This is a genomic window from Lactiplantibacillus sp. 7.2.4, from assembly GCF_018991185.1.
GTDB lineage: Bacteria > Bacillota > Bacilli > Lactobacillales > Lactobacillaceae > Lactiplantibacillus > Lactiplantibacillus pentosus.
On record NZ_JAGYGS010000057.1, the window covers coordinates 1 to 21,132 of the forward strand.

The 21,132-nt window shown below is 42.3% G+C and carries 20 protein-coding genes and 1 pseudogene; 1 reads left to right on the plus strand and 20 read right to left on the minus strand.

All coding sequences use genetic code 11. From position 1 onward, the window contains the following. The first annotated feature begins 368 nt into the window (after positions 1-368). Complete coding sequence (locus KGF70_RS13625) at positions 369-1,457, plus strand: Ldh family oxidoreductase (RefSeq protein WP_003639789.1); 1,089 nt, start codon at positions 369-371, stop codon at positions 1,455-1,457. Positions 1,458-1,744: 287 nt separating this feature from the next. Here the strand turns inward: KGF70_RS13625 and KGF70_RS13630 are convergent, their stop codons facing one another. From KGF70_RS13630 to KGF70_RS13725, 20 genes and pseudogenes are all read right to left on the minus strand, one after another. Next, positions 1,745-2,116: a nuclear transport factor 2 family protein gene (locus KGF70_RS13630; RefSeq protein ID WP_216769148.1), complete on the minus strand. Its 372-nt coding sequence runs from the start codon at positions 2,114-2,116 to the stop codon at positions 1,745-1,747. Between the two features lie 95 nt (positions 2,117-2,211). Further along, on the minus strand, positions 2,212-3,090 hold the full coding sequence (locus tag KGF70_RS13635) for a LysR family transcriptional regulator (protein WP_216769146.1): 879 nt from the start codon (positions 3,088-3,090) through the stop codon (positions 2,212-2,214). 89 nt (positions 3,091-3,179) lie between these two features. Beyond that, positions 3,180-3,776, minus strand: a complete 597-nt coding sequence (locus KGF70_RS13640; RefSeq protein ID WP_216769144.1) for an NAD(P)H-binding protein — start codon at positions 3,774-3,776, stop codon at positions 3,180-3,182. Positions 3,777-3,806: 30 nt separating this feature from the next. Further along, positions 3,807-4,646 (minus strand): SDR family oxidoreductase, encoded by an 840-nt coding sequence (locus KGF70_RS13645; protein ID WP_088770650.1) that lies wholly within the window; start codon positions 4,644-4,646, stop codon positions 3,807-3,809. A gap of 20 nt (positions 4,647-4,666) precedes the next feature. Next, positions 4,667-5,425, minus strand: coding sequence for a carboxymuconolactone decarboxylase family protein (locus tag KGF70_RS13650; protein WP_216769142.1), 759 nt, complete (start codon positions 5,423-5,425; stop codon positions 4,667-4,669). 417 nt (positions 5,426-5,842) lie between these two features. Then, the gene (locus tag KGF70_RS13655) at positions 5,843-6,889 is read right to left on the minus strand and encodes an NAD(P)-dependent alcohol dehydrogenase (protein WP_050339819.1); all 1,047 of its coding nucleotides are present in this window, start codon (positions 6,887-6,889) and stop codon (positions 5,843-5,845) included. Positions 6,890-6,952: 63 nt separating this feature from the next. Then, complete coding sequence (locus KGF70_RS13660; RefSeq protein WP_216786463.1) at positions 6,953-8,593, minus strand: sodium:proton antiporter; 1,641 nt, start codon at positions 8,591-8,593, stop codon at positions 6,953-6,955. Between the two features lie 148 nt (positions 8,594-8,741). After that, positions 8,742-9,389 (minus strand): NAD(P)H-binding protein, encoded by a 648-nt coding sequence (locus KGF70_RS13665; RefSeq protein ID WP_216769138.1) that lies wholly within the window; start codon positions 9,387-9,389, stop codon positions 8,742-8,744. Positions 9,390-9,412: 23 nt separating this feature from the next. Next, entirely contained in the window at positions 9,413-10,072 is a 660-nt protein-coding gene (locus tag KGF70_RS13670; RefSeq protein ID WP_162937043.1) for a flavodoxin, read from the minus strand. 44 nt (positions 10,073-10,116) lie between these two features. Continuing rightward, on the minus strand, positions 10,117-10,548 hold the full coding sequence (locus KGF70_RS13675; RefSeq protein ID WP_056952613.1) for a cupin domain-containing protein: 432 nt from the start codon (positions 10,546-10,548) through the stop codon (positions 10,117-10,119). Between the two features lie 27 nt (positions 10,549-10,575). Then, positions 10,576-11,142, minus strand: coding sequence for a sugar O-acetyltransferase (locus tag KGF70_RS13680; RefSeq protein WP_105921654.1), 567 nt, complete (start codon positions 11,140-11,142; stop codon positions 10,576-10,578). A 25-nt stretch (positions 11,143-11,167) separates the two neighbouring features. Further along, positions 11,168-12,019 (minus strand): GRP family sugar transporter, encoded by an 852-nt coding sequence (locus tag KGF70_RS13685; RefSeq protein WP_003639801.1) that lies wholly within the window; start codon positions 12,017-12,019, stop codon positions 11,168-11,170. A gap of 123 nt (positions 12,020-12,142) precedes the next feature. Beyond that, positions 12,143-12,928, minus strand: a pseudogene (locus KGF70_RS13690) (glucose-1-dehydrogenase). A 443-nt stretch (positions 12,929-13,371) separates the two neighbouring features. Continuing rightward, on the minus strand, positions 13,372-14,130 hold the full coding sequence (locus KGF70_RS13695) for an aminoglycoside adenylyltransferase domain-containing protein (protein ID WP_320532174.1): 759 nt from the start codon (positions 14,128-14,130) through the stop codon (positions 13,372-13,374). Positions 14,131-14,402: 272 nt separating this feature from the next. After that, positions 14,403-14,882: a hypothetical protein gene (locus KGF70_RS13700; protein WP_216769136.1), complete on the minus strand. Its 480-nt coding sequence runs from the start codon at positions 14,880-14,882 to the stop codon at positions 14,403-14,405. A 5-nt stretch (positions 14,883-14,887) separates the two neighbouring features. Further along, a complete protein-coding gene (locus KGF70_RS13705; protein WP_216769150.1) occupies positions 14,888-15,865 on the minus strand; it encodes a LacI family DNA-binding transcriptional regulator in 978 nt (325 codons plus the stop codon). Positions 15,866-15,926: 61 nt separating this feature from the next. Further along, a complete protein-coding gene (scrK, locus tag KGF70_RS13710; protein ID WP_105960767.1) occupies positions 15,927-16,799 on the minus strand; it encodes a fructokinase ScrK in 873 nt (290 codons plus the stop codon). 14 nt (positions 16,800-16,813) lie between these two features. Beyond that, on the minus strand, positions 16,814-18,247 hold the full coding sequence (locus tag KGF70_RS13715; protein ID WP_216769135.1) for a sucrose-6-phosphate hydrolase: 1,434 nt from the start codon (positions 18,245-18,247) through the stop codon (positions 16,814-16,816). Positions 18,248-18,287: 40 nt separating this feature from the next. Beyond that, positions 18,288-19,574, minus strand: a complete 1,287-nt coding sequence (locus KGF70_RS13720; protein WP_216769133.1) for an MFS transporter — start codon at positions 19,572-19,574, stop codon at positions 18,288-18,290. Between the two features lie 495 nt (positions 19,575-20,069). Beyond that, positions 20,070-20,960: a LysR family transcriptional regulator gene (locus KGF70_RS13725; RefSeq protein ID WP_216769131.1), complete on the minus strand. Its 891-nt coding sequence runs from the start codon at positions 20,958-20,960 to the stop codon at positions 20,070-20,072. Positions 20,961-21,132 lie beyond the last annotated feature (172 nt).

Below are 21,132 nucleotides of genomic sequence, written 5' to 3' on the forward strand. Positions count from 1 at the left end.
TTCTTAGACTAACCACCGACAATCGCGTGCCCTAATTTTTCTAAAAGATTAAAATTTAAGCCAGTCAGACGAGCACCCCAAACGGGTCACTGCGTCTGACTGGCTTATTTAGACACTATCCTCGCGACAACTTCGCTTAAAACGGCTCTTTCGCAATATTCACCGCTACCCCATCTAGATTAGGTTTATCTGTATGAACCCGGATAGCACTAGGATATGCCTTTCTACAACCCAAGCTTGACTTGTGACGTGATAACGTTTTTAATTAGTATATGATTAACGGATTATTAAAATTAAACTGTTGTTATCTGTATATTTTAATAGCTGAGTTAATCCTTAAATCTAATTCAAATAACGTGGTGACGATAATGGTAAAACGATACGATAGCAAGAAAATTGAACAACTGATTTACAATATTTACAAAGGTTACGGCTTTTCTGAAGAAGAAAGTCAAGAAGTGGCCCACATGCTGATTTATACGGACTTGATTGGTATTGAGTCCCATGGGGTCCAACGAATGATCATGTACGACGGCTTCATTCGCAATGGTAAGATTCGTGTACATAATCGTCCAGAAGTGGTCAAAGAAACCGATGTGAGTGCGGTCGTTGACGCCCACTTTGGCTTAGGGCAGTTAAACGGGATTTATAGCATGCGCCTTGCCATCGAAAAAGCAAAACAACACGGCATTGGCATGGTCACGACTCGTAACTCCGGTCATTACGGCATTGCCGGGTATTACGCCAACATGGCGGCCGAAGAAGGCTTGATTGGCCTGTCATCGTGTAATTCACGTTCAGCGATGTTACCCACTCACGCCACGAAGGCTTTAGTCGGCACCAATCCAATCGCCTTTGCGATGCCGGCCCAACCGAACACGTTTATCTTCGATGCAGCGACGACCACCGTGCCACAAGGTAAAATTGAAGTTTACCGTAAATTAGGCAAAGATTTACCGGCCTTATGGGTCGCAAAGGATGGCGAAACGCCCGTCAATCGGCATGACGACACCGAAGACTTGGACGCCCTGCGTGATTTAGATTCCAACGTTGGTTTAGCGCCATTAGGTGGTGTCACCGAAGATACCGGTAGCCACAAGGGCTTTGGTCTCGGTGTCATCGTCGAAGTGTTCACCGCGATTCTTTCACTAGGCAATACTTCCAACGAAATTACGCCAGACGACCTTTCCGTAGGTCCTTGTCAGAGCTTTATCGCCATCGACCCGTCAATCTTCGGTGATAAGGACGCCATCATCGACAAGTTCTCAGCTTACTTACAAGCCATCCGCGACCTGCCATCCGTTCCTGGTAAACCAGTCATCGTCGCCGGCGACAAGGAAGCCGCTGCGTACCAAGACCGCTCAGCTAACGGTATCGAAATTGACGATAAGACGCTCGCAGAAGTCGTTGGCATCGCCAAACGACTAGGTATCGACTACGCGCAATACGTGGCCTAACTAAACTTGTATCAGACAAAAACCAGCAACTGCCTGTCCTGAAAATTCAGTGACGGGGCAGTTGCTGGTTTATTTTTGACCGGTGGCATTCGGCGGTGATGAGAATTTTGAACCATTATCGCCCCCACCACTGGCCGATGCCAAAAAGCCATTTCCGCGGCCACTGTATTTTTTGCGATCGCTACAAAAACTTTACCTAGTCGGCGTGCAAACTGCCAAAAATAGGAAGACGAGCAACCAAAAATTGATTGCTCGTCCTATTTTTCACCAGCCAGCCGCGCTCAAACCTAATACGTACTAGCCACTTGGTCCGTAATCAGCCACTTGCCGGCTTGTTTTTTATAGAAGACCTGCATTTGCAACGGCCACGTATTGGCACCGCCACCCCAGATTTTAGCTTGAACCCGGTTCTGGCCGATTAAACTAGCCTGATTACCGTTAATTTGGATAGCTTTGATTGCATCTTCTTTAGAAGAAAGGTACTGCATCTCGTCATTCTGAATTTGGTCGATCCATTCAAACTTAGGCTGAACGTAGCCCGTCATGTGGGTCAAATGCATGTCATCTGCCAAAATTTCATTTAATTTATTGAGATTTTTATCGACCATCGCTTTATTTTCATCCCGATATAATTGTACGATTGCTTCTTCGTCTGTCATATCTTCCACATCCCTTGTCTTATTTACAGGGAAAATGATAACGAAATTTCCAGCTTAAAGCTATTTCACTTTGACGGGCATTCGATAAGTTTAGCTTATGCAAAATTCTGTTTCAATAATTCCGCGAATGTCTCGATATAATATCCTGAATTATCCGCTTGCCAATAAGCATAGTAGTTTTGAACCAGGTTACGATTACCCTTGAACAAGGGCAGCATCTTGACAATCTCTTGGTCTAATTGCGACTGCATCCGCTGATTAATAATCAAATACCCTTGATTAGACGCAATCAGCATCTGGGCTTCATCATAATTCTGGGCACGGACAAACTCGCTTCTAACGCCCAGAACATCCCGATAGTATGCTTCTTCCGCTGCTTGTTGGGTGCCATCAATAATCAGTATACAAGGAAGATCAACTAAATCAGCAATTTCAATTTTGTCAGTATCTACTGGTAACGAATGATTGACAGCAACCATAAAGTCACTCGCCGTCAAGAATTCATTCTGGTACTCATTAGATAACGCGCGTCGCTGATCCGACAAATCCAAATCAATCTGGCCTGTTCGTAATAATTCATAGAGATCTTCATGGGTGCCACTACTAATTTTGATCTTAACCTTAGGGAATTCCTGTGTGAACTCAGACACCGTCTGCAAGAATTCGGTAGTCCCAAAACTTCTGAGATAACCCACTCGTAATTCAGCTTCATTATTCTTTTCGATTTTAATCGTGTTCTCAACGAGTTGATCGACATCGGCTAAAATATCCTGGCTGTGGATATAAAAATATTGCCCCGCTTCAGTGACTTCAAAGCTGCGCCCCTTCCGCTTGATGAGGGTGATGCCCAAGCGATTTTCAAGTTCCTTCATCTGTTGCGAAATGGCGGATTGTGAAATATGGCAGTCCACCGCCGCTTGTGTAAAACTATGATTCTTGACGATTGCGATGAAATACTGCATTTGTTGAAACATTGACGACACCTCAACTTTTATGACGTTTACTATTAAATTTATTATGCCACAGAAAAAGGCCACTAGCTGAACTAATGACCTTATCATGCTTATTTTGAATTTAAACCAACGCTATCATGTGAATAGTAGTTGTCATCCGCAACGGCATTCTTCACAAAATCAGCGATTGAACTGATAGAGACGTCATGGCCGCCAAAGGGTTCACCCTTCTTCGTGATTTCATAATCAACTGGACCACCGGTGAACCAACCTGGACGAATCACCGTATAATTCAAGTCGGAACTTTCAACGATATCGGCCGCCTCCCGGTAAGACTTCAGCATTGAATTATGACTCAGATTGCCACTCGCACCAATCGAAGCCGGGATTTCATCATAAATGCCCATGGAAGTAATAAATAATAACCGTGCAACATGGTTCCGGTCCATTGCGGCCACAATCTTGTTCGCAAACCGACCTAAGGCGCCGCTTAAGGCAACAAAAACAACGTCTTGTCCGGCAATAGCCTGGTCCAAATCGCGATCGTTGGTCACATCGCCAGCAATCACCGTTTCACGTTCACCGGCCTTTAACCGACTAGCACTTCTTGCAAATAACGTTAACTGATTATCAGTTTCGTTTAACAAAGTTTCTCGCACTGCACTGCCAATCGTACCGGTTGCACCAATAATTAAAACTTTTTTCATGATTTTTCTCCTCATTTCTACTGCTTTAACTTATTCGCCAGCTGGAAAATCAGTTGACGCTGCCAGTTCCTTTTCAGTTTGATATTCCGCCAACCGCTTTTCAATAGTGGCAATCGTGCTTGCCAACGCTTGTGATCCTAAGACCATATGCAACGGCGTGTCAGGTTGATCAACACTTTCGATAATGCGAGCAGCCATTCGAGCTGGATCGCCGGGTGCCAAGCCATTTGCTGGGTCAAGCATCTTCATGAAAGCGTGCGCTGGATTTTCATCATATTCCTTCATCAAATTGGCAACATGCGCACTACCGTACCGGAATTCAGTCCGAGCGCCACCGGGTTCAACGATCGTCATGCCAATGTTAAATGGTTCGACCTCTTGCGCCACGGATTCACAGAAGCCTTCAATACCAAACTTTGCGGCGTGATACATCGAATTACCCGCAAAGGCAACCTGACCACCATAGGATGAAATCTGGATGATTTGGCCATGTTGTTGCTTGCGCATAAATGGCAAGACTGAGCGAATCATTTGAATCGAACCCGTTAAGTCGGTCGCCAAAATTTTATCAATATCTGCGTCACTCAACTCTTCAGCCGCACCGAAGAGCCCGTAACCCGCGTTATTAACTAAAACATCGATTGAATGTTCAGTCGCAACTCGGTTGACCAATTCATGAATCGCCGGGACATCCATGACATCTAGGATTTCACAAATAAAAGTATCCGGATACTGATCAATTAAATCTTGAACTTTAGCCGTATTTCGAACCGTCCCAATCACGGTATTGCCCGCTGCCAATAACTGCGCCGTCATTGCCCGACCAAAACCGCTGCTAACACCCGTAATCAACCATGTTTTTTTCGTCATAATTATATTTCTCCTTGTCCTTAGTTATTTTCTGGAATAATTTCGTTTAATAAATTCAACGCCGTTAACGTTCTTGGGTAGCCAATGAATGGCAATAATACCGTAATGGCGGACAATAGCGTGTCCTTATCATTACCCACCGTCACGTTATTGCGAATGTGTCCCTTAACTTGTGGGTCCGCACCGCCCAGCGAAATCAGCATTGCAAAAGTAATCAGTTCCCGCGCCTTGGCATCCAGACCTTTGCGGGTATAATAGTCGCCGAAACAATTGTCAGCCAAGAACGTTGCAAAGTGCTTTTCGTTTTCCGGTAAATTCTCCTGCATCTTATCAACGGCGTCACCGGCGAGCTGCCGAACGGTTTCCAATCCCTTTTCATACCGAGTTGCTGGTGTGGTCGTTGATTGCCCTTCAATCGGGAGTGAAATATGCCGTTCTGTAAAGACAGCGTTGGTGGCATGTAAGAAGTCAAAGACCTTTCCAAGGCCAACATATGCGGTGGCTTGATAAACGATTTCTTTAACTTCGACCGGTGTCACACCAACGTTCAGAGCACCATTTAGCATCGCCTGATATTCGTTAACGGATTGCATCGCAATCAACGCCGCCAAAGTAATTTTCATCCGCAACTTCAAGTCCAAGTTTTGATGTTGCAGGACTTCGTCAAAGTTAAAATTGTCGAAAATTTCAATGAATTCCGGGTCCGTGACTTTTAACGTCGACTTCAGATCTGGAAACAATTCTTTGTGATTTGCTTGCGCAGTTTTACTAATTGCCATTACTGGATACCTTCCTTTATCATGTTGCTGCTAACTCATTTACAAGTACTATCTTACAAACAAAATGACAATCGACCAATTCCGATAACACATCTCATCGATAAGTTTTACTTATCAATCATATGGCATGTGTGTGGCCAGCAGGTTAAGCTCATCGTTGGTAGACCTGGCGACGCGATTGTTGCTGATTTTCAGGCATATTAAAAGCCTTACCGAGTCGTCTTTAAACGGCTCAGTAAGGCTTTGACCTATCATGTCTATTCCAGTCACTCGGTGATACTAGTGAATGATACGCGTTGTGCTAGGCTAGCTATTCTTTAGCATTAAAGCTGATTAAATCATGCAAAATTAACTAGCGCAATGTGCCAACAGTCCTATTTCTGCTGCAAAAGCTCCTGTACGACCAGAACAATACCCTTATTTCAAAGTTGCCATATCAATGACATACCGGTAATGGACCTTACTATCAAGAATGTTCTGATACGCGTCAGCGACATCATCAATCCCAATCATTTCAATCTGGGGTTTAATATGATTTTTAGCTGCAAAATCAAGCATTTCTTGGGTTAACGCAATTCCACCAACGTTGGATGCCGTAATATTGGCCTGGTTACCAAACATCGAGAACAAATTGAAATGGATCTCATCACTTGGAATGCCGACGTAACAAAGCGTCCCATTAAATTTCAATAATGGTAAATAGTCACCAATATTCAGATCAACGGCGACCGTATTCAAAATAAAATCATACTGTCCTGCCAACGGCGCAAAGTCCGCCGGATCACGTAAAATTTCGTAACTTGTCGCACCGAATTGTTGTGCTTCTTCTCTTTTACTTTCAGAATGCCCAAGTACGGTAACATCGGCACCCATTTTGGCTGCAAATTGAACGGCAATATGTCCTAATCCGCCTAAGCCAATAACGGCAACTTTGCTACCAGCCCCAATTTGGTACTGTTTCATCGGATTATAAGTCGTGATACCTGCACACAATAATGGCGCAGCGTCGGCCAATGACAGTTCGTCAGGAATATGCAAGACAAAGTGATCCTTTACAACGATTGCTTGTGAATAACCGCCTTGCGTAATGGTCCCATCATCGTCTTCTGAATCAAATACAATGACCGTCCCTTTTTCACAGAACTGTTCACGGCCGGCTCGACATGCCGCACACTTACCACAGGAATTTACAAAGCAACCCACGCCAACGCGATCACCTGGCTTGAAGTCCTTAACGTCACTACCTACAGCAGTCACGATACCTGAAATCTCATGGCCAGGTACCATTGGAAAATGGGCGCCCTGCCATTGAACCATGCTCACATCACTGTGACAGATGCCACAATATTTAATCTCAATTGCGACATCATCTTGACGAAGATCACGTCGCTGAATGATAGTCTGCTCAAAAGCCGAAAAGTCTCCCTTTGTTCTGGCTTGTAATGCTTTAACTGGTTGTGTCATATTTAATATCCTTTCTTTTAGAAAAAATTCAATTCTAATCTAGAGATTTAGCGCGACTGATTATTAGATTAGCCGACTTTTTGGATCTAATACCAAAGACTCTGCCAAGAGTACTTCACTGTATAAATCATAAATTTCATCACTCGGAATTTGGTGCGTCAATGCTAATGAGTGTAAATAACGGCGCTCTTCATTGAAAGCATGCATGAGGGCTCGTCGTTGGTCCACACTTTGTAAAACGTTGATTTTTTCTTGATGCTGACTCACACCATGCCACTGTTTAAAAAACGACCGTAACGTGTTACTTCGAATCTGATCTTGTAAGTCGTACATCACCAGCGCCCGTACAGCCGAATCCAAGTCCATCTTCTTTACGCGCTCAATTCCGGACTTGACCATTTCATCCCGAATTTCACGTTGTCTACTTGGTCGGTTGCGCGCGTCAAAATCTACCGGTAATTTCAGATTGAACACGACTGTGGCGGTGACCATGCTTAAAATAATGACAACGACTTCAACTAAAATAACCTGATTATACAGATTAGTTGCTAGCGTCCCACGTAATGAAAAAGTCATGGCTAGAGTCACCGTGGCGTGAACACCACCTAAAGAAAATAGGCCAGCTGATCGCCAAGAATGGTCACCAACTTTGTATTTTGCGTAAAGCAGTCGACAAACTAATAATCCAAGGTACACGGTTACGCCAATCATCAACCACTGCCAATTATTGTTATGAATAAAATATTGGCTCGTAAAAATGAGTTCAAGATTTAGGCCCAGAATGACAAAGACCATGCCATTTAAAATGCTGGTCAAAAAGTTGACCAAATTCAATCCCAAGTGCATTTGACGCGGTGACGAGAACCGACTGCGATTAGCCTCACTATTATTGACTAATCCCGCAATGACGACCGCAATAATGCCTGAAACGCCAATTGCTTCCGCCAAAATATAAATGATGATGGGGGTGAGCAAATAGACTAAATTTTGTGCGTAAATTGCGTTGATGCTCGTCCGTAATAGCCATTGGCGAATCACCATAAACAGTAACGCAATCATAAAGCCAATTAACGCCCCGCCACCTGCAGCGTATAATAGGGTGCCCGCATTTTGCAGAAAATTAAAGTGTCCAGTTTGCCACCAGATGATGCCCGCCTGTAATAAAACTAATCCAGTCGCATCATTAAACAGCGATTCTAGTGTTAACTGTTCGTGGCTGCTTCGTGGAAATGCTCGTCCGCCAATAACTGATTCTAGTGTTAACTGTTCGTGGCTGCTTCGTGGAAATGCTCGTCCGCCAATAACTGATTCTAGTGCAGTTGCGTCGGTAGGCGTACTGATTGCGACCATGATCAACGCTAAGGGGAATGTCATGTTGAACAAGTTTGGTAAAATCATTGTGATGACGACCGCTGAAATAATCGCCAGGATACCCGCGGTCCCGATAATTTGCTTCAACCGTTGCTGTACTTGAAGAATTTGGGTGCGTTGTCCTTCAAAGAAAAGTAGTGGTGCCAAGATAACGATCATAAAAAACTCATTATCAAATTCAGGAATATACCGGCTAGTCATGGGCCAAGCAGCCAGTATGATACCAAACAGTAAATTAAAATACGTACTAGAAATTCGTGGTAATAGTCGCGCAATCAATTCACTAACTGCAACTGCGACTAACACAACAAACAACGCGATAAACATTGACATACCTCTAACCACCTAATCTAATTTTTCAAGCGAACTTTGATCTGAGCGTGCATACTGTCAATCAAATTCACATGATTAAAATGGCGATAAGTTTGATTTCAATTCAGTACGCGGTATTTTACTTGTTTTAGGGCCAGCTTGTCGCAGCCTAGTAGACTGGTCGAGTTTCTCCCTGAGTGTCTGCGTCTGCGATACCAACACTATCGTTACTGAGATAAGCTGGATCAGAAATGATTTTCACAATGACCTCCGCCATGCTTTGCCGTGAACCAGATACACCAATGTAGGTCTCGTTGCGGTGTGTCAGTTGATATTTGATCTCATGACGGTCATTTAACCATGGAAATCGTAACGTTGTATACGTGATGCCAGACTGTACTAATAATTTATCCGCATTAATTGCAGCTGCAAGGCCATCCTTGACCATTTGGTAATTCCAACGGCCAAATTCACCAGGAACTTCATTGTATAAGCCGAGTAAACTTGACTCAATAATACGATTGACACCCTGATTTTTGGCGGCCTTAATGACATTGTTTGTAATACGGTTATTTGCCGTATGATCCACCATGGCAATGTACACGATGTCTTGCCCTGCCATCGCGCGCTTAACCGCATCAAAATCTGTGATATCGCCATCAACTAGCGTCACACGGGGATTAGTAGCTAAGTCGTTCAATCGCTGACTATTTCGTAAAAATAAAGTCAGCTGAACATCTGACTGTTCATTTAAAACACGCTTTTCTACGCTTTTGGCAATTTGCCCATTTGCGCCTAAAATTAAAACTTTTTTCATTATTGGACCTTCCTTCCATGTGCTTAATATCCGAGACGATTCAACCATTTTTCAATTTTTGCATGGGAATACTTAACGTCACTACCCTGAATTGAAAGACCCTTTTTAAACGTCGCTTGTGGATACTGTTTTCGCAGCATCGTTAGTGAATCCGACCAGCCTGAACCCGCGTTAGTTGAGAATGGGATGATTATTTTACCGTTCAATTGTGCGGAGGCCATAAAGGTATGCAAAATCATTGGTAAATGGGCATCCCAAATTGGATAACCTAGAAAAATGGTGTCATATTTTTTAAAATTAGGTAACTTATTTTTAATTTTCGGACGTGCATTTTCATTCTGTTCCCTAGTCGCCCGCTTCACGGTTGCTTGGTAATTATACGGATAGGCTTGTTTTGGAACAATCCGATATTGTTTCGCACCAGTTTGCTGCGTGATAAGATTGGCAATTTGGTTCGTATCGCCAACCTTTAAATCGCGATTCGGATAATTTTGACCCGCACGGGAAAAGAACACAACAATTGTTCGGTTTGCTTGACTTGTCTGTTTCCGAGGATGCTGCGCTACTTTGTCCACACGATCCGTTTGATTGTGATCATTTTGAAGTTGATAAACGCGGACCCCGATAAAAAATAACGCTGCTAAAACAATCAAACCGGCAATGACACTTTTCTTATTTTTCAATCCAACCTGCCCCTTCACCTAAAAATCATCCGCATGGCAGTGGCTTACTTTGCGAGTTGATTGTAAGCTTCATCACTGACGGCTTCCAGCCACTCATTACTCGTATTTTTACCAGGGACTTCAATTGCAATGTGGCTAAACCAGCTATTCGCCTTAGCGCCATGCCAATGCTTCACATTAGCAGGGATAATCACTTTGTCCCCAGGTTTGAGACTTTGTGCGGGTTGCCCTGCTTCCTGATACCAGCCTTCACCGGCAACACACAGCAGAATCTGTCCACCACCCTCAGTGGCATGATGAATATGCCAATTATTGCGACATCCCGGTTCAAAAGTGACGTTAGCAATGAAAAGCGTCGACTTTCCGGGCTCAGTGATTGGGTTTAAAAAGGACCGCCCAGAAAAGTATTGCGCAAAAGCAGTGTTGGCTTCTCCACGACCATAAATGTTTGCGATATTAAATTCAGTTTCATCCATCTCTCACAACCTCCTAAAAATGATTGGTTACTGTTGTACTTTGTTATACTTGATCACCTTAGCTGGGACCCCCACTGCAACCGCATTGTCAGGAATATCCTTTGTAACAACGGCTCCCGTGCCGATGATGGCATTTTCACCAATCGTTACACCGGGGGCAACGTTGACGCGAGCGCCAAGCCACGCGTTCTTTTTAATATGAATTTCTTTGGTCATAACGTTCCGAATATTAGCCGGGTCATGATTGACCGTAAACAAACCCACTCCGGGCCCCATCATGACACCATCATCAATGGTAATGGTGCCCAACGACATCATCGTCAAATTATGATTGGCGTAAACATTCTGCCCAAGATGGACCTGATTGCCACAGTCAATAAACATTGGTGGTGTAAAAAACGTCCCGTCGTGTATCTGGCCATGTAATAATTTATTTTCTAATTCCACAAGCCGCTCTCGATCGCTAGGAATCGTCGCATTGATTTCATGACAAAGGTCATTACAGCGGTCAATTTCGCCATGAACTTCTTTTTGGTATTGCGAATTACCAATATTAATCATTTGACCAGCTCTTAAATCATCAAAAATACTCATAGTTTATAATCTCCAATTACTCAGCTCATAAAGTCGCTGTCATCATGCTGCCAATCACAATCAGCCCAAGGCCAACCAGCGTATATCTCAGTTCGCGATGACTTTTTCCTTCATGTAAAAGCAACATTGCACCCAGCGTCGAAACGACGACGTTTAACTGCGTAATCACAAAAGCAGTCGCGACACCTGCTGATTGTGCAGCAAAAATATAAGCCAATGATGAAATACCAAAGACGATTCCGATGAACCCATTTTGCCAGGTCTCTTTTTGACCTAAAGCGGCGCCCTTAGTTCTAACTAGCGCATATATTAGTGAACCGACGAAGATTCCTAACATTTCCGGGAAAAACAACTGAATTCCAGCTGCATGAATCATCTTCGGTAGTGCACCATAGGCCCAATAGCCAATGGTAGTCGGAACTAAGATCGACAGTCCATATCCAATTGACGTTGCGCCTTGACCCTTGTGATCAGTAATTGCGGTAAGTGCCACACCAATAATCACCAGCAAAATTGCAACTGCGCCAATGAGTTTGGCGGTGTTTCCTGGCCATTCGCCGAAAGCCAAAACGCCAATCAATGACGTTCCGATAATTTGTAGCCCAGTCGAAATTGGCATTGTCCGGGTCACACCAAGATGTGTAAATGAAATATACTGACCAACTTGACCCAATGACCATAAGAAGCCGGCGCCAAAGCTGAGCCAAAAAGCAGTCCCAGAGACGCTCCCTTTGATTAACCAAATAATTAGACCAATCAGCAAGGCGCCCAATCCCGTCCCAACAATCTGGTTAGCGGGCGTGCCGCCAACTTTCCGTGCAATTAAAGGTTGAATTCCCCAGCCAATTGCGGGGATCAACGCTAATAAAATTCCCATAACTTTTCACACCCTTCACACCTAAATCATTTTCTCAATCTCCAGTTAACGTTGAATCACTCATAATACACTCGTGATACGCTGATACGCACAGCCATGTCTGCCAACTTCTAAAAATCAGATTTAACCTTGACCATCTTTGAAAGCGGGGTATAGGGTCATCCCACCATCAATAAAGAGGGTAATCCCCGTAACATAACTCGATTCGTTGGAGGCCAATCAAGCAGCACCAGCAGCAACTTCTTCCGGATCACCAATTCGATCCATCGGAACCATTTTTACGGTCTGATCATATTGCGCCTTGTCGGCAAATTTTTGCGCGTTAATTGGTGTATTGATTGCACCAGGTCCAATCGCATTGACCCGAATATTATCCTTTGCATATTCCATAGCGATAGTTTGGGTAAAAAGTTTAACGCTGCCCTTAGCTGCCGCATAGCTCGCAAAAGTTGGCCAAGGAATCCGTTCATGAACAGAAGACATATTAATAATATTGCCCGCCTTACCGTGCTTCTTAAAATAGGCCAAAGCAATTCGTGAACCCAAGAACACACCGGTTTGATCAATTGCTGTCACTTTATTCCAAGCATCTAGGCTTAACTCATGGGTCGGTGATTTAATCTCCATCCCCGCATTATTGATCCAGACATCCAAATCACCAAAATTCTCAATCGCAGCATCTAATAAAGACTGCACCCCTAGCTCAGTACTAATATCAGCTTGAACTGCAACGGCATGGCCGCCTTTATTTTCAACGCTTGCTACCGCTGATTCAGCACCAGCTGGATCACTGTTATAGTTAATCACAACGTTCATGCCCTCTTGGCCAAACCTTTCAGCGATGGCATGACCAATTCCTTTAGAACCACCAGTAATGACAGCTGTTTTACCTTTTAAATCTTCATACATCGTTTTAAATCTCCTTTTCTAACTTCACTTGTTTTTGATTTAATTTACAAGTGATATCTTACAAGCAAAATGATAATCGACCAATTCCAAAAACGTCGCCTTTTCATAAGTTTTACTTATCAATCATGAAAGTGGCCGCACACTCCTATGCTAGAAAGTTAGAATCATCGCTGATAAACCTGGCGACGCGATTGTTACTGATTTTCAGCCACATTAAAAGCCTTACCGAGTCCGTCTTTAAACGGCTCGGTAAGGCTTTGACCTATCATGTCTGTTCCAGTCACTCGGTGATAGGTGATACTAGGATTCGTCTGAAAACTACTTAAGCAAGATACAAATCGAAGCAGCGTAGACCGTAGCCAGAAAAACAGTGAAGTGAACCCCCTGAGTTTGGAGTTACTCCAACTAAGGGGGTTCACTTTACGACATGTTTCACCAGTTTTTTATAAAATCGTGGTTAAAGCCATGGTGGCAAAATCTGTTAGGGTACTCGAATCAAATCGAATTGACGGCAAGTCGCCACTGTACGTTTGAAGGGCGGCGTTGATTAATGGCCGCCACCGCAAATCTAGGTAGGCTAATCCCCATTGACCACCCCCACTTTTTGACAGAATCAGTCCCGACCGTTGGTAAGCTAAAACCCGACATAAATTTAATGTCACGTACACCGGATCAACTGTTATCTCGGTCTGAGCATCCGCAATATCAAAAACTAAAGCCTGCCAGTAAACGGCGGGTGGAATTGGACTAAACACTTCCGCAATGGCAGGCCCGGTTAAGACTTGACCATAGTGATTCATAATTGTTAAGTGGGCTGCTAGGTCGGGATCAGTCCCATGCATCGTTTGTATATACTGATTTGGTGATTGAATGTAATCTTGATAATGATATTTTGAAAAATGAAAATCAAAGGGAATTGGCGTTTGAAACGGTCGCAACGCCGATTGGACCATAACGTGAAATTCTAACCCTTTTTTGGGTGCTAATGGCCATAGTTTGTGCAAAGTAACGCTCATCAACTCCCGTTTGTTCGTGGCAGTCAACGCGTGGCGCACCACGACAACGTAATCCAAATCACTGACATCCTCATTATAGGAACCAAGTACGTATGAACCGTGTAAATAGATTCCGACTAAATTGGGACCTAATAGCTGGGTGTAACTAGTTACTAAAGTAGTTAAAAGTTGCTGCGTTCGTTGCACATGACCGTCTCCTTCCATTTTATTGATTACGCCATATTTCTTCATAACAATAGGATACTATTAATTAAATCAACACAAGAGCAAAAAGTTTACGATGCGTCAAAAGTAGTAATTTTACCCCTTGCTGCATAATTAAAAGCCTTACCAAGTTGTCCCTGGACGGCACGGTAAGGCTTCTAAATGTCATACATGTTTTCGTAACCTAGTAATACCAGTGAGTTCAATCCATTTAAGCTACCAACCGAACGACAACGACGCCAGTTAACGCTCGGTTATCCCCAAACTAAATTGTGCTTGATAATCCGATTTATCTTTCCGATTTTATGTTGCATCGCATCATCATTCGGTGCATCAAATTGAACCATCGCGATGTAATCAGTGGATTCATCCATCTCATCATATTCCCGACCAATCTCAAAGTTAGTCTCGATATGCTGGACTTCTGGGCGTAATGACGCAACATCAAACTTCACCAAGCGCCCATTTTGCGGTAAGACTGTTAGGAAACCGGACTCCGTCATCGGTGGTTGCGGGCTTAACTGGTAATTGAATCCCGCTTGCAACTTATAAGCCGCCTCATTCATGACTAACCCGTATTTATGCTGAATTGCATTCGTAATCATCAAGCCACCGGTGCGACTCCCCATTTCAACGAAAAAGGCACGTTGGGTGGCATCTAAAATTTCAAACGCTGGCGAAACCTTCAGCAACGCTTTTGCGACGTAGCAAATGTAAATAGAGTGTTTCTCCACAAGCCTTAAATCGTCGCTCCTGGCCACAGCTTCACCGGTAAAATAATCTCATGATCAGTCTGTTCTCCTTTGATTCGACGTTGTAAAGTACTAACCGCTTGGGTGGCAATCTCGTCAATTGGTTGAATAATGGTCGTTAATTGCGGCAACAATTCGCGAACGATTTGAGTACCATCAAAGCCAATTAGCCGAAAATCATCAGGAACACGCCGACCCATTTCAGCTGCAATTTGTAACAATAACGCCGCATCAGTATCATTTGATGAAAAGATGCCCTCAACATCTGGGTAATCACTAAAAATCTGCTGCAATTGCGCTTTCTTATCACTTTCAGCAATATTAAAGTCAATTTCATACGTTATCGGTGTCAATCCGTGTAGCCGCATGACATCTTCATACGCTTCACGACGCCGGTGTGCAGCTACTGCCAACTTTTTGGGACCGTTGACATGAATGATCTTTGTCGCACCACCCTTAAGTAATAGCTCTGTTGCCAATTTACCGCCAGCATAATTATCGGCAGCAACAATTGGAATATCCGTATTCACCATTCGATCAATGGCTACCACTGGCAGATTCATCTCCTGATATTCCCGAATACCACGATTATGTGTACCAACAATAAGGCCATCAATTTGTTTATTCAACAATTGCTCTAGATAATCCTGTTCTTTATCGGAATCATTCATCGAATTACCAATCAACACTTTATAATGTTGTTGATACAAACGACGCTCTAAGGCAACACTAAGTTCACCAAAAAACGGATTGGCTACAGTTGGCAACAAAATACCAATTAGATTCGTTTGGTTTTTATACAATTGCTGGGCAATAACGTTAGGTCGATAATTAAGGGTCGCCATTGCCTGATGGACCTTATTAATCGTCTGCTCACTCAAGTAACCGCGATGATTAAGCACTCGCGAGACCGTTGTTTTTGAAACATTAGCCAATGTTGCAACGTCTTCTAGTTTCGCCATTATAACCCACTCCTCAGTATAACTTTCATTATACTATAGGTTTCTAGGTTAAATGTACTAGCCATTACGCATTTAATGATTTTAGTGCCAATGCTAAATTACCAATCGTTGCTGAACCATTATTAACAATTGCTGGCATGACCAAGTACTGATCTAATGGTGGTAATTCCAGATACCCGTTCAATAATTGTTCAAAAGCCGTTCGAATTTTGATTAAGAATGGTTCACTAATGACGCCACCACCAAACACAATTTTGTCTGGACGAATCGTCAGTGTGGTTTGTAATGCGGCCTGAGCAACATAGTTAGCCATGATATCCCATACAGGATCATTCAAAGAAACATCCTTGCCAGGTCGGCCTGTCCGCGCTTCAAAGGTCGGCCCTGACACGAGTCCTTCCAAGCAATCACTATGAAAGGGACAAATACCGCTAAAATTCAAATCATCAGGATGCCGCTTCACAAATACATGTCCCATCTCTGGATGTCCTAAGCTCCCCAATAACTGACCAGCAATAACGGTCCCAGCACCAACTCCCGTTCCTATCGTATAATAAACTAGCGAGTCAGTGTGCTCATTTGCCAAGGATGCCATAATGTATTCACCATAGGCTGAACCATTCACATCAGTCGTCCACGTCATTGGTACGTTTAAAGCTTGTTGAAGTGGGCCAACAAAGTTCGTATTCTTCCAATGTGGCTTTGGTGTATTGGTAATATAGCCATATTTTGACGAGTTTTTTCGAATCTCAATTGGACCAAAAGAAGCAATTCCTAATGCACTCAAATCAAACTGTTTAAAATAATCAATCACCTTTGCTAATGTTTCTGCTGGTGTAGTCGTGGGAAAAACTGCGCGATCTTTAATTTGATAATCCTCATTACCCACAGCGCAGACAAATTTCGTTCCACCAGCTTCAATACTACCAATTAACATAAATTCTTATCCCCCTAAAACGCTACCGTATGGTTTTTCAAATCATAAAGTGTCACGTGTCCTTGAATAACCTGATTACTAGTAATTTCAAAATGTGGTTGTGTTTCTGAATAAACACGCTCAGTAAACACAGCATCCCCATCATTTACAAAGATCTCTAATGAGCTTGTATCCATAAAAACATTTAACTGTAATTCTGCTGACGATTGTGTGAGGTGCGCATAACGTTTGTCAGGTCGGTCACCACGTTTTAAAACGAGTTGGTTATTGGCTTGATCATACGTTAAAGTAACTAGCTCCTGATTTGTTTTTAGTTGTAACTGAATTACCGCTGCACTTGTCGTTGTCAAATCTGCAGTCATATTGATTTCAGCCTGCCGATGCTTTGGTCGTAGTGTGACTGGCTGTTCTAGATGCATGACTTGATCAAGCATGGTTGCTGTCCGCAGTGCTTTTAATTCTCTGGCTGGCCGCATCCACAAATGTCCAGATTTTAACGTTAGTTCTCTGGGAACTGTCAGGGCACCAGCCCAACCATCGGCCTGTTCTGGCATGTTGGATTCCCACATTGCCATCCAACCCATAACGATTCGGCGGCCATCCGGTGCAAGTGTGGTTTGGGACGCGTAAAAGTCATGCCCATGATCCAATTCTGTAAAATTGCTTCGATCTGCCAAACTTGGTCGACCATAATCAAGCCTACCAACAAAGTAACCCGTTTCATGCAAGTTTAGGAATCGATGTCCGTCTGCTTTAATACCTTGTGGTGAGGTCAATAGCACCTGTTGCTCTGCCAATGTGAATAAATCTGGGCATTCCCACATATAGCCTTCGTTAGCTTCCGGGCGAGCACTAGCAATGGGACCCAGGTAATTCCACTTTTTCAGGTCTTTAGACCGATATAATAAAGTGCGGCCTAGCTTATCTGAGCCCTGACTACCAAGAACCAAATAGTATTGTCCATTTCGTTGCCAAACCTTAGGATCTCTAAAATGCTGCGTATTGTCGTCTGGTGCTGTCGCAATAATCGGATTGTGCGCATACTTTTCAAAGTGGATACCATCTGTAGAGAATGCAAGATTTTGATTCTGCCAAAAATGGTCAGGGTTATCATCGCCATCATAATAATGATGGCCCGTATAAATTAAATATAGCGTATCATCCTTGACAATGGCACTACCAGAAAAGCACCCATTACGGTCTTCCGGGTCGCCGGGAGTTAATGCAATTGGAAGGCTTTCCCAATTAACTAAATCTTTACTTCGTGCGTGTCCCCAATGCATTGGCCCCCACTCAGCACTATATGGATAGAATTGATAAAAAATATGATAATATCCTTTGAAATAACAAAATCCATTGGGATCGTTAATCCATCCGGCCGGTCCCATAATATGATAACCTAATCGATAACGATTATTGTTAACAGTCATTACTTTTGTATTTTCCATTTTTGTCCTCATTTCCAATTTATCCTGACTTGTAATATACTCAGCCAATAACTTCTTCACGTTCCAATGGTTGGCCTTCAACGTCTTGATCATCCTTTTTCAAAACGAAAAAGGCAAAGACGGCTGCTAAGAAAACGATTCCTGCGATAACTCGGAAAGTCGCGCTATAACCAATTTGGTCACGCAATGCACCGAGTGGCGTGGACAAAATAACTTGACCGACTTGAGCTGCAACTTGAAATCCAACCATATAGAGCGTTGCAGAAAGCTTCGTATTGAAATGTAATGTAAAATAGCGAAAAATTGGCAAGCAGAATAATGGCACCTCAAGCGAATGTAACATTTTAATCAATGAAACACCTACCGGATCAACAACCAAACAACAACCACCAATTCGAATGCACATTACTAGCATTCCTAATAACAGCGTATTCCGAACACCTATCTTCCGCATAATAATTGGCACAACACCCATCATGATTGCTTCAAAGAAAACTTGAATCGAGTTTAATGTCCCATACATCTTTTGTCCCAGTGCTGGTGTTGCGAATAGTTGTGTATAAAATTCGGGAAACATCTGTTGATCAAACACAGTATAAAAAGTCCAAGTAAACATTACGATAATAATTATCAGCCATAATTGTGGTACCTTAAGTACACCAGCCATTTCCTTCAAAGTCGGTGCCGATTTTTCGTTATTCACAACACTTGCTGTATGTTTCTTGGAAGATTGCTTTGGTTTCCAAAACAGTAAATTTAATAATAAAAATAATCCAAATAGGGATCCAAACCAAAAATTGAGTTTGGGATTGATTACAAACAAAAAGCCTGCTAATAGCGCTGAGAGTGCATAACCAAATGATCCCCATGCCCGTGCCTGACCATATTCAAAATCAAACTTCCGACTAATTTTTTCAATAAAGGCTTCAAAAACTGGAGATGCAGCTAAAAACCCTGCAGATAAAAAGATAGCGCCAATAATGATACCGATTACAAAACTGTGCTTCAGTAGTGGCGCATAAATCCAAGTAAAGAAAGGACCAATCAAAGTTTCAAGTATCGCACATCCGACTAATAACGTCCGCTTTAATTGTAATTTATCTTGTAGTGCACCATAGACAAACATCAAAATTAAAGTCACTACTGAATTTGCCGAATAAATCGTACCAACCGCACTACCTGACAATCCCAGACCATTTTTAGTAGATGTCAGCCATAACTGGAAGAATGACCACCAAACGCCCCATGATGTAAAAAACAAAAGAATCGTTACGGAGCTCTGCAGATACGACGTATTTTTGAACATACTGAGTTTACCTTTAGACATATTAACTACCCCTAATCGTTTGTGTCAACCGATTGACATTATTTTGAAAACGATTACATCATATATTATTTAGACTAGTATGTCAACCGGTTATCATAATTGTTACTTTTACATATTACAACATCCCATAAAACATTTTATCGAAATTCTAAGTACGCTTTTCCCGTAGCACCAGTTTTTCACTCGGAAACGTTTTGCATTCTGTGGTAGAAGATTTTTCTCAACTTTTTAAAGTATTTTTCTTCGTCCGTTTTGTCTCAAATCACTGATATAACAGGATTTGTCAACAAAAAAAGCACCAATCTAATCAAATTAGTGCAAGTTAAAGGGGATAGTCCTCTTAGCATGGTTATTCTTCGACTCCTTTAAAATCATATTTTAACTGTGTCACAATTCATTCACTGTAACAGTCTCATGAGAGCAACAGATATCTACAATCGGTAGACCTGATTTTTTCACTATAAGCTACCTCTGTTCATCCTCTAATCTCCCATGTTACGCAAAAGTATCATATTTGACCAACCATCTGGTAAAATCACTTGCTGCATCTGAAGGTAGCTGTACTAGTGTTCCTGTACCATATACTAAATCCACCGAATAATCCAGCGGGATCATCTTGAAAAGTTGCCGATTGGTACAACTAATGAAATTTGGCATGACCGTGATTCCTAACCCTGCTTCGACCATGGTGTTCGCCACTGCAACGTTATCCACAAATGTTGTTTCAAGATCTGGATAACTATTTTGCAATAATCGTTGTAATTTTAACTGTTCAGGCGGACACCAATTATCATTTAAAAGAATCAAATTTTGTTGTTCAAACGAATCTAATGGTAATTCGGAACGCTGACTCAATTCATTTCCAACCGGAACCAAGGCACAAAAGTACCCACCAACAAGCTTAGTAAAAGCAATTTTAGGTGTATCATAAAGATCATCTTGCGTTGTAAAAATCAAATCACACTCTTTATTTAATAAATGTTGTTTTAGCCGATTATGATTAAAATATTCTAGGTAAATCTTCACATCAGGATATGCCTTACGATAATTTTTAATCATTAGAGGTAGCGCATGAGACTCAAAACTCGTGCCTGTTGTTCCAATCGTTAATGTACTTTTCTCGCGTTGGTACACTTCACGACTATCAATAACAGCTTTATCAAAATTACTCAAGACGGTTGTAACCCGACGATAAAACAGTGCACCGCTCTTTGTTAAACTGACCTGCCGTTTAGTACGCTTAAACAGAGAAAATCCAAGTTCGATTTCAATTGATTTGATTGCCTGTGAGACCGCAGATTGTGTTAAATTCATTGCCTTAGCAGTCAATGAAAAATTCAACGTCTCTGCTAAGTTAATGAAAACTTTCAAATGTGAAATATTCATTTCTCCGTCTCCTTCTAATAATCAGTTTTACTTATTAATAATAACATTTTTGCGTTTCACAATTAAATGATTTTGTGATACTTTTAACTATGTAAGCGGTACCTCTTATCGATTTCCTTAATTTAAAGTTTTTATAATGCTTCAAATGTCAAATTAAGTTAGAAATTTTAGC

Bases quoted from the DNA above. Each gene is read 5' to 3' on its own strand.
- KGF70_RS13720 (WP_216769133.1), bottom strand. From the start codon at position 19,574: ATGTCTAAAGGTAAACTCAGTATGTTCAAAAATACGTCGTATCTGCAG.
- KGF70_RS13665 (WP_216769138.1), bottom strand. From the start codon at position 9,389: ATGAAAAAAGTTTTAATTTTAGGCGCAAATGGGCAAATTGCCAAAAGC.
- KGF70_RS13645 (WP_088770650.1), bottom strand. From the start codon at position 4,646: ATGACGAAAAAAACATGGTTGATTACGGGTGTTAGCAGCGGTTTTGGT.
- KGF70_RS13680 (WP_105921654.1), bottom strand. From the start codon at position 11,142: ATGAGTATTTTTGATGATTTAAGAGCTGGTCAAATGATTAATATTGGT.
- scrK (WP_105960767.1), bottom strand. From the start codon at position 16,799: ATGTTAATTGGTAGTATTGAAGCTGGTGGAACGAAATTTGTCTGCGCT.
- KGF70_RS13715 (WP_216769135.1), bottom strand. From the start codon at position 18,247: ATGGAAAATACAAAAGTAATGACTGTTAACAATAATCGTTATCGATTA.
- KGF70_RS13725 (WP_216769131.1), bottom strand. From the start codon at position 20,960: ATGAATATTTCACATTTGAAAGTTTTCATTAACTTAGCAGAGACGTTG.
- KGF70_RS13635 (WP_216769146.1), bottom strand. From the start codon at position 3,090: ATGTTTCAACAAATGCAGTATTTCATCGCAATCGTCAAGAATCATAGT.
- KGF70_RS13655 (WP_050339819.1), bottom strand. From the start codon at position 6,889: ATGACACAACCAGTTAAAGCATTACAAGCCAGAACAAAGGGAGACTTT.
- KGF70_RS13660 (WP_216786463.1), bottom strand. From the start codon at position 8,593: ATGTCAATGTTTATCGCGTTGTTTGTTGTGTTAGTCGCAGTTGCAGTT.
- KGF70_RS13675 (WP_056952613.1), bottom strand. From the start codon at position 10,548: ATGGATGAAACTGAATTTAATATCGCAAACATTTATGGTCGTGGAGAA.
- KGF70_RS13650 (WP_216769142.1), bottom strand. From the start codon at position 5,425: ATGGCAATTAGTAAAACTGCGCAAGCAAATCACAAAGAATTGTTTCCA.
- KGF70_RS13685 (WP_003639801.1), bottom strand. From the start codon at position 12,019: ATGGGAATTTTATTAGCGTTGATCCCCGCAATTGGCTGGGGAATTCAA.
- KGF70_RS13640 (WP_216769144.1), bottom strand. From the start codon at position 3,776: ATGAAAAAAGTTTTAATTATTGGTGCAACCGGTACGATTGGCAGTGCA.
- KGF70_RS13630 (WP_216769148.1), bottom strand. From the start codon at position 2,116: ATGACAGACGAAGAAGCAATCGTACAATTATATCGGGATGAAAATAAA.
- KGF70_RS13625 (WP_003639789.1), top strand. From the start codon at position 369: ATGGTAAAACGATACGATAGCAAGAAAATTGAACAACTGATTTACAAT.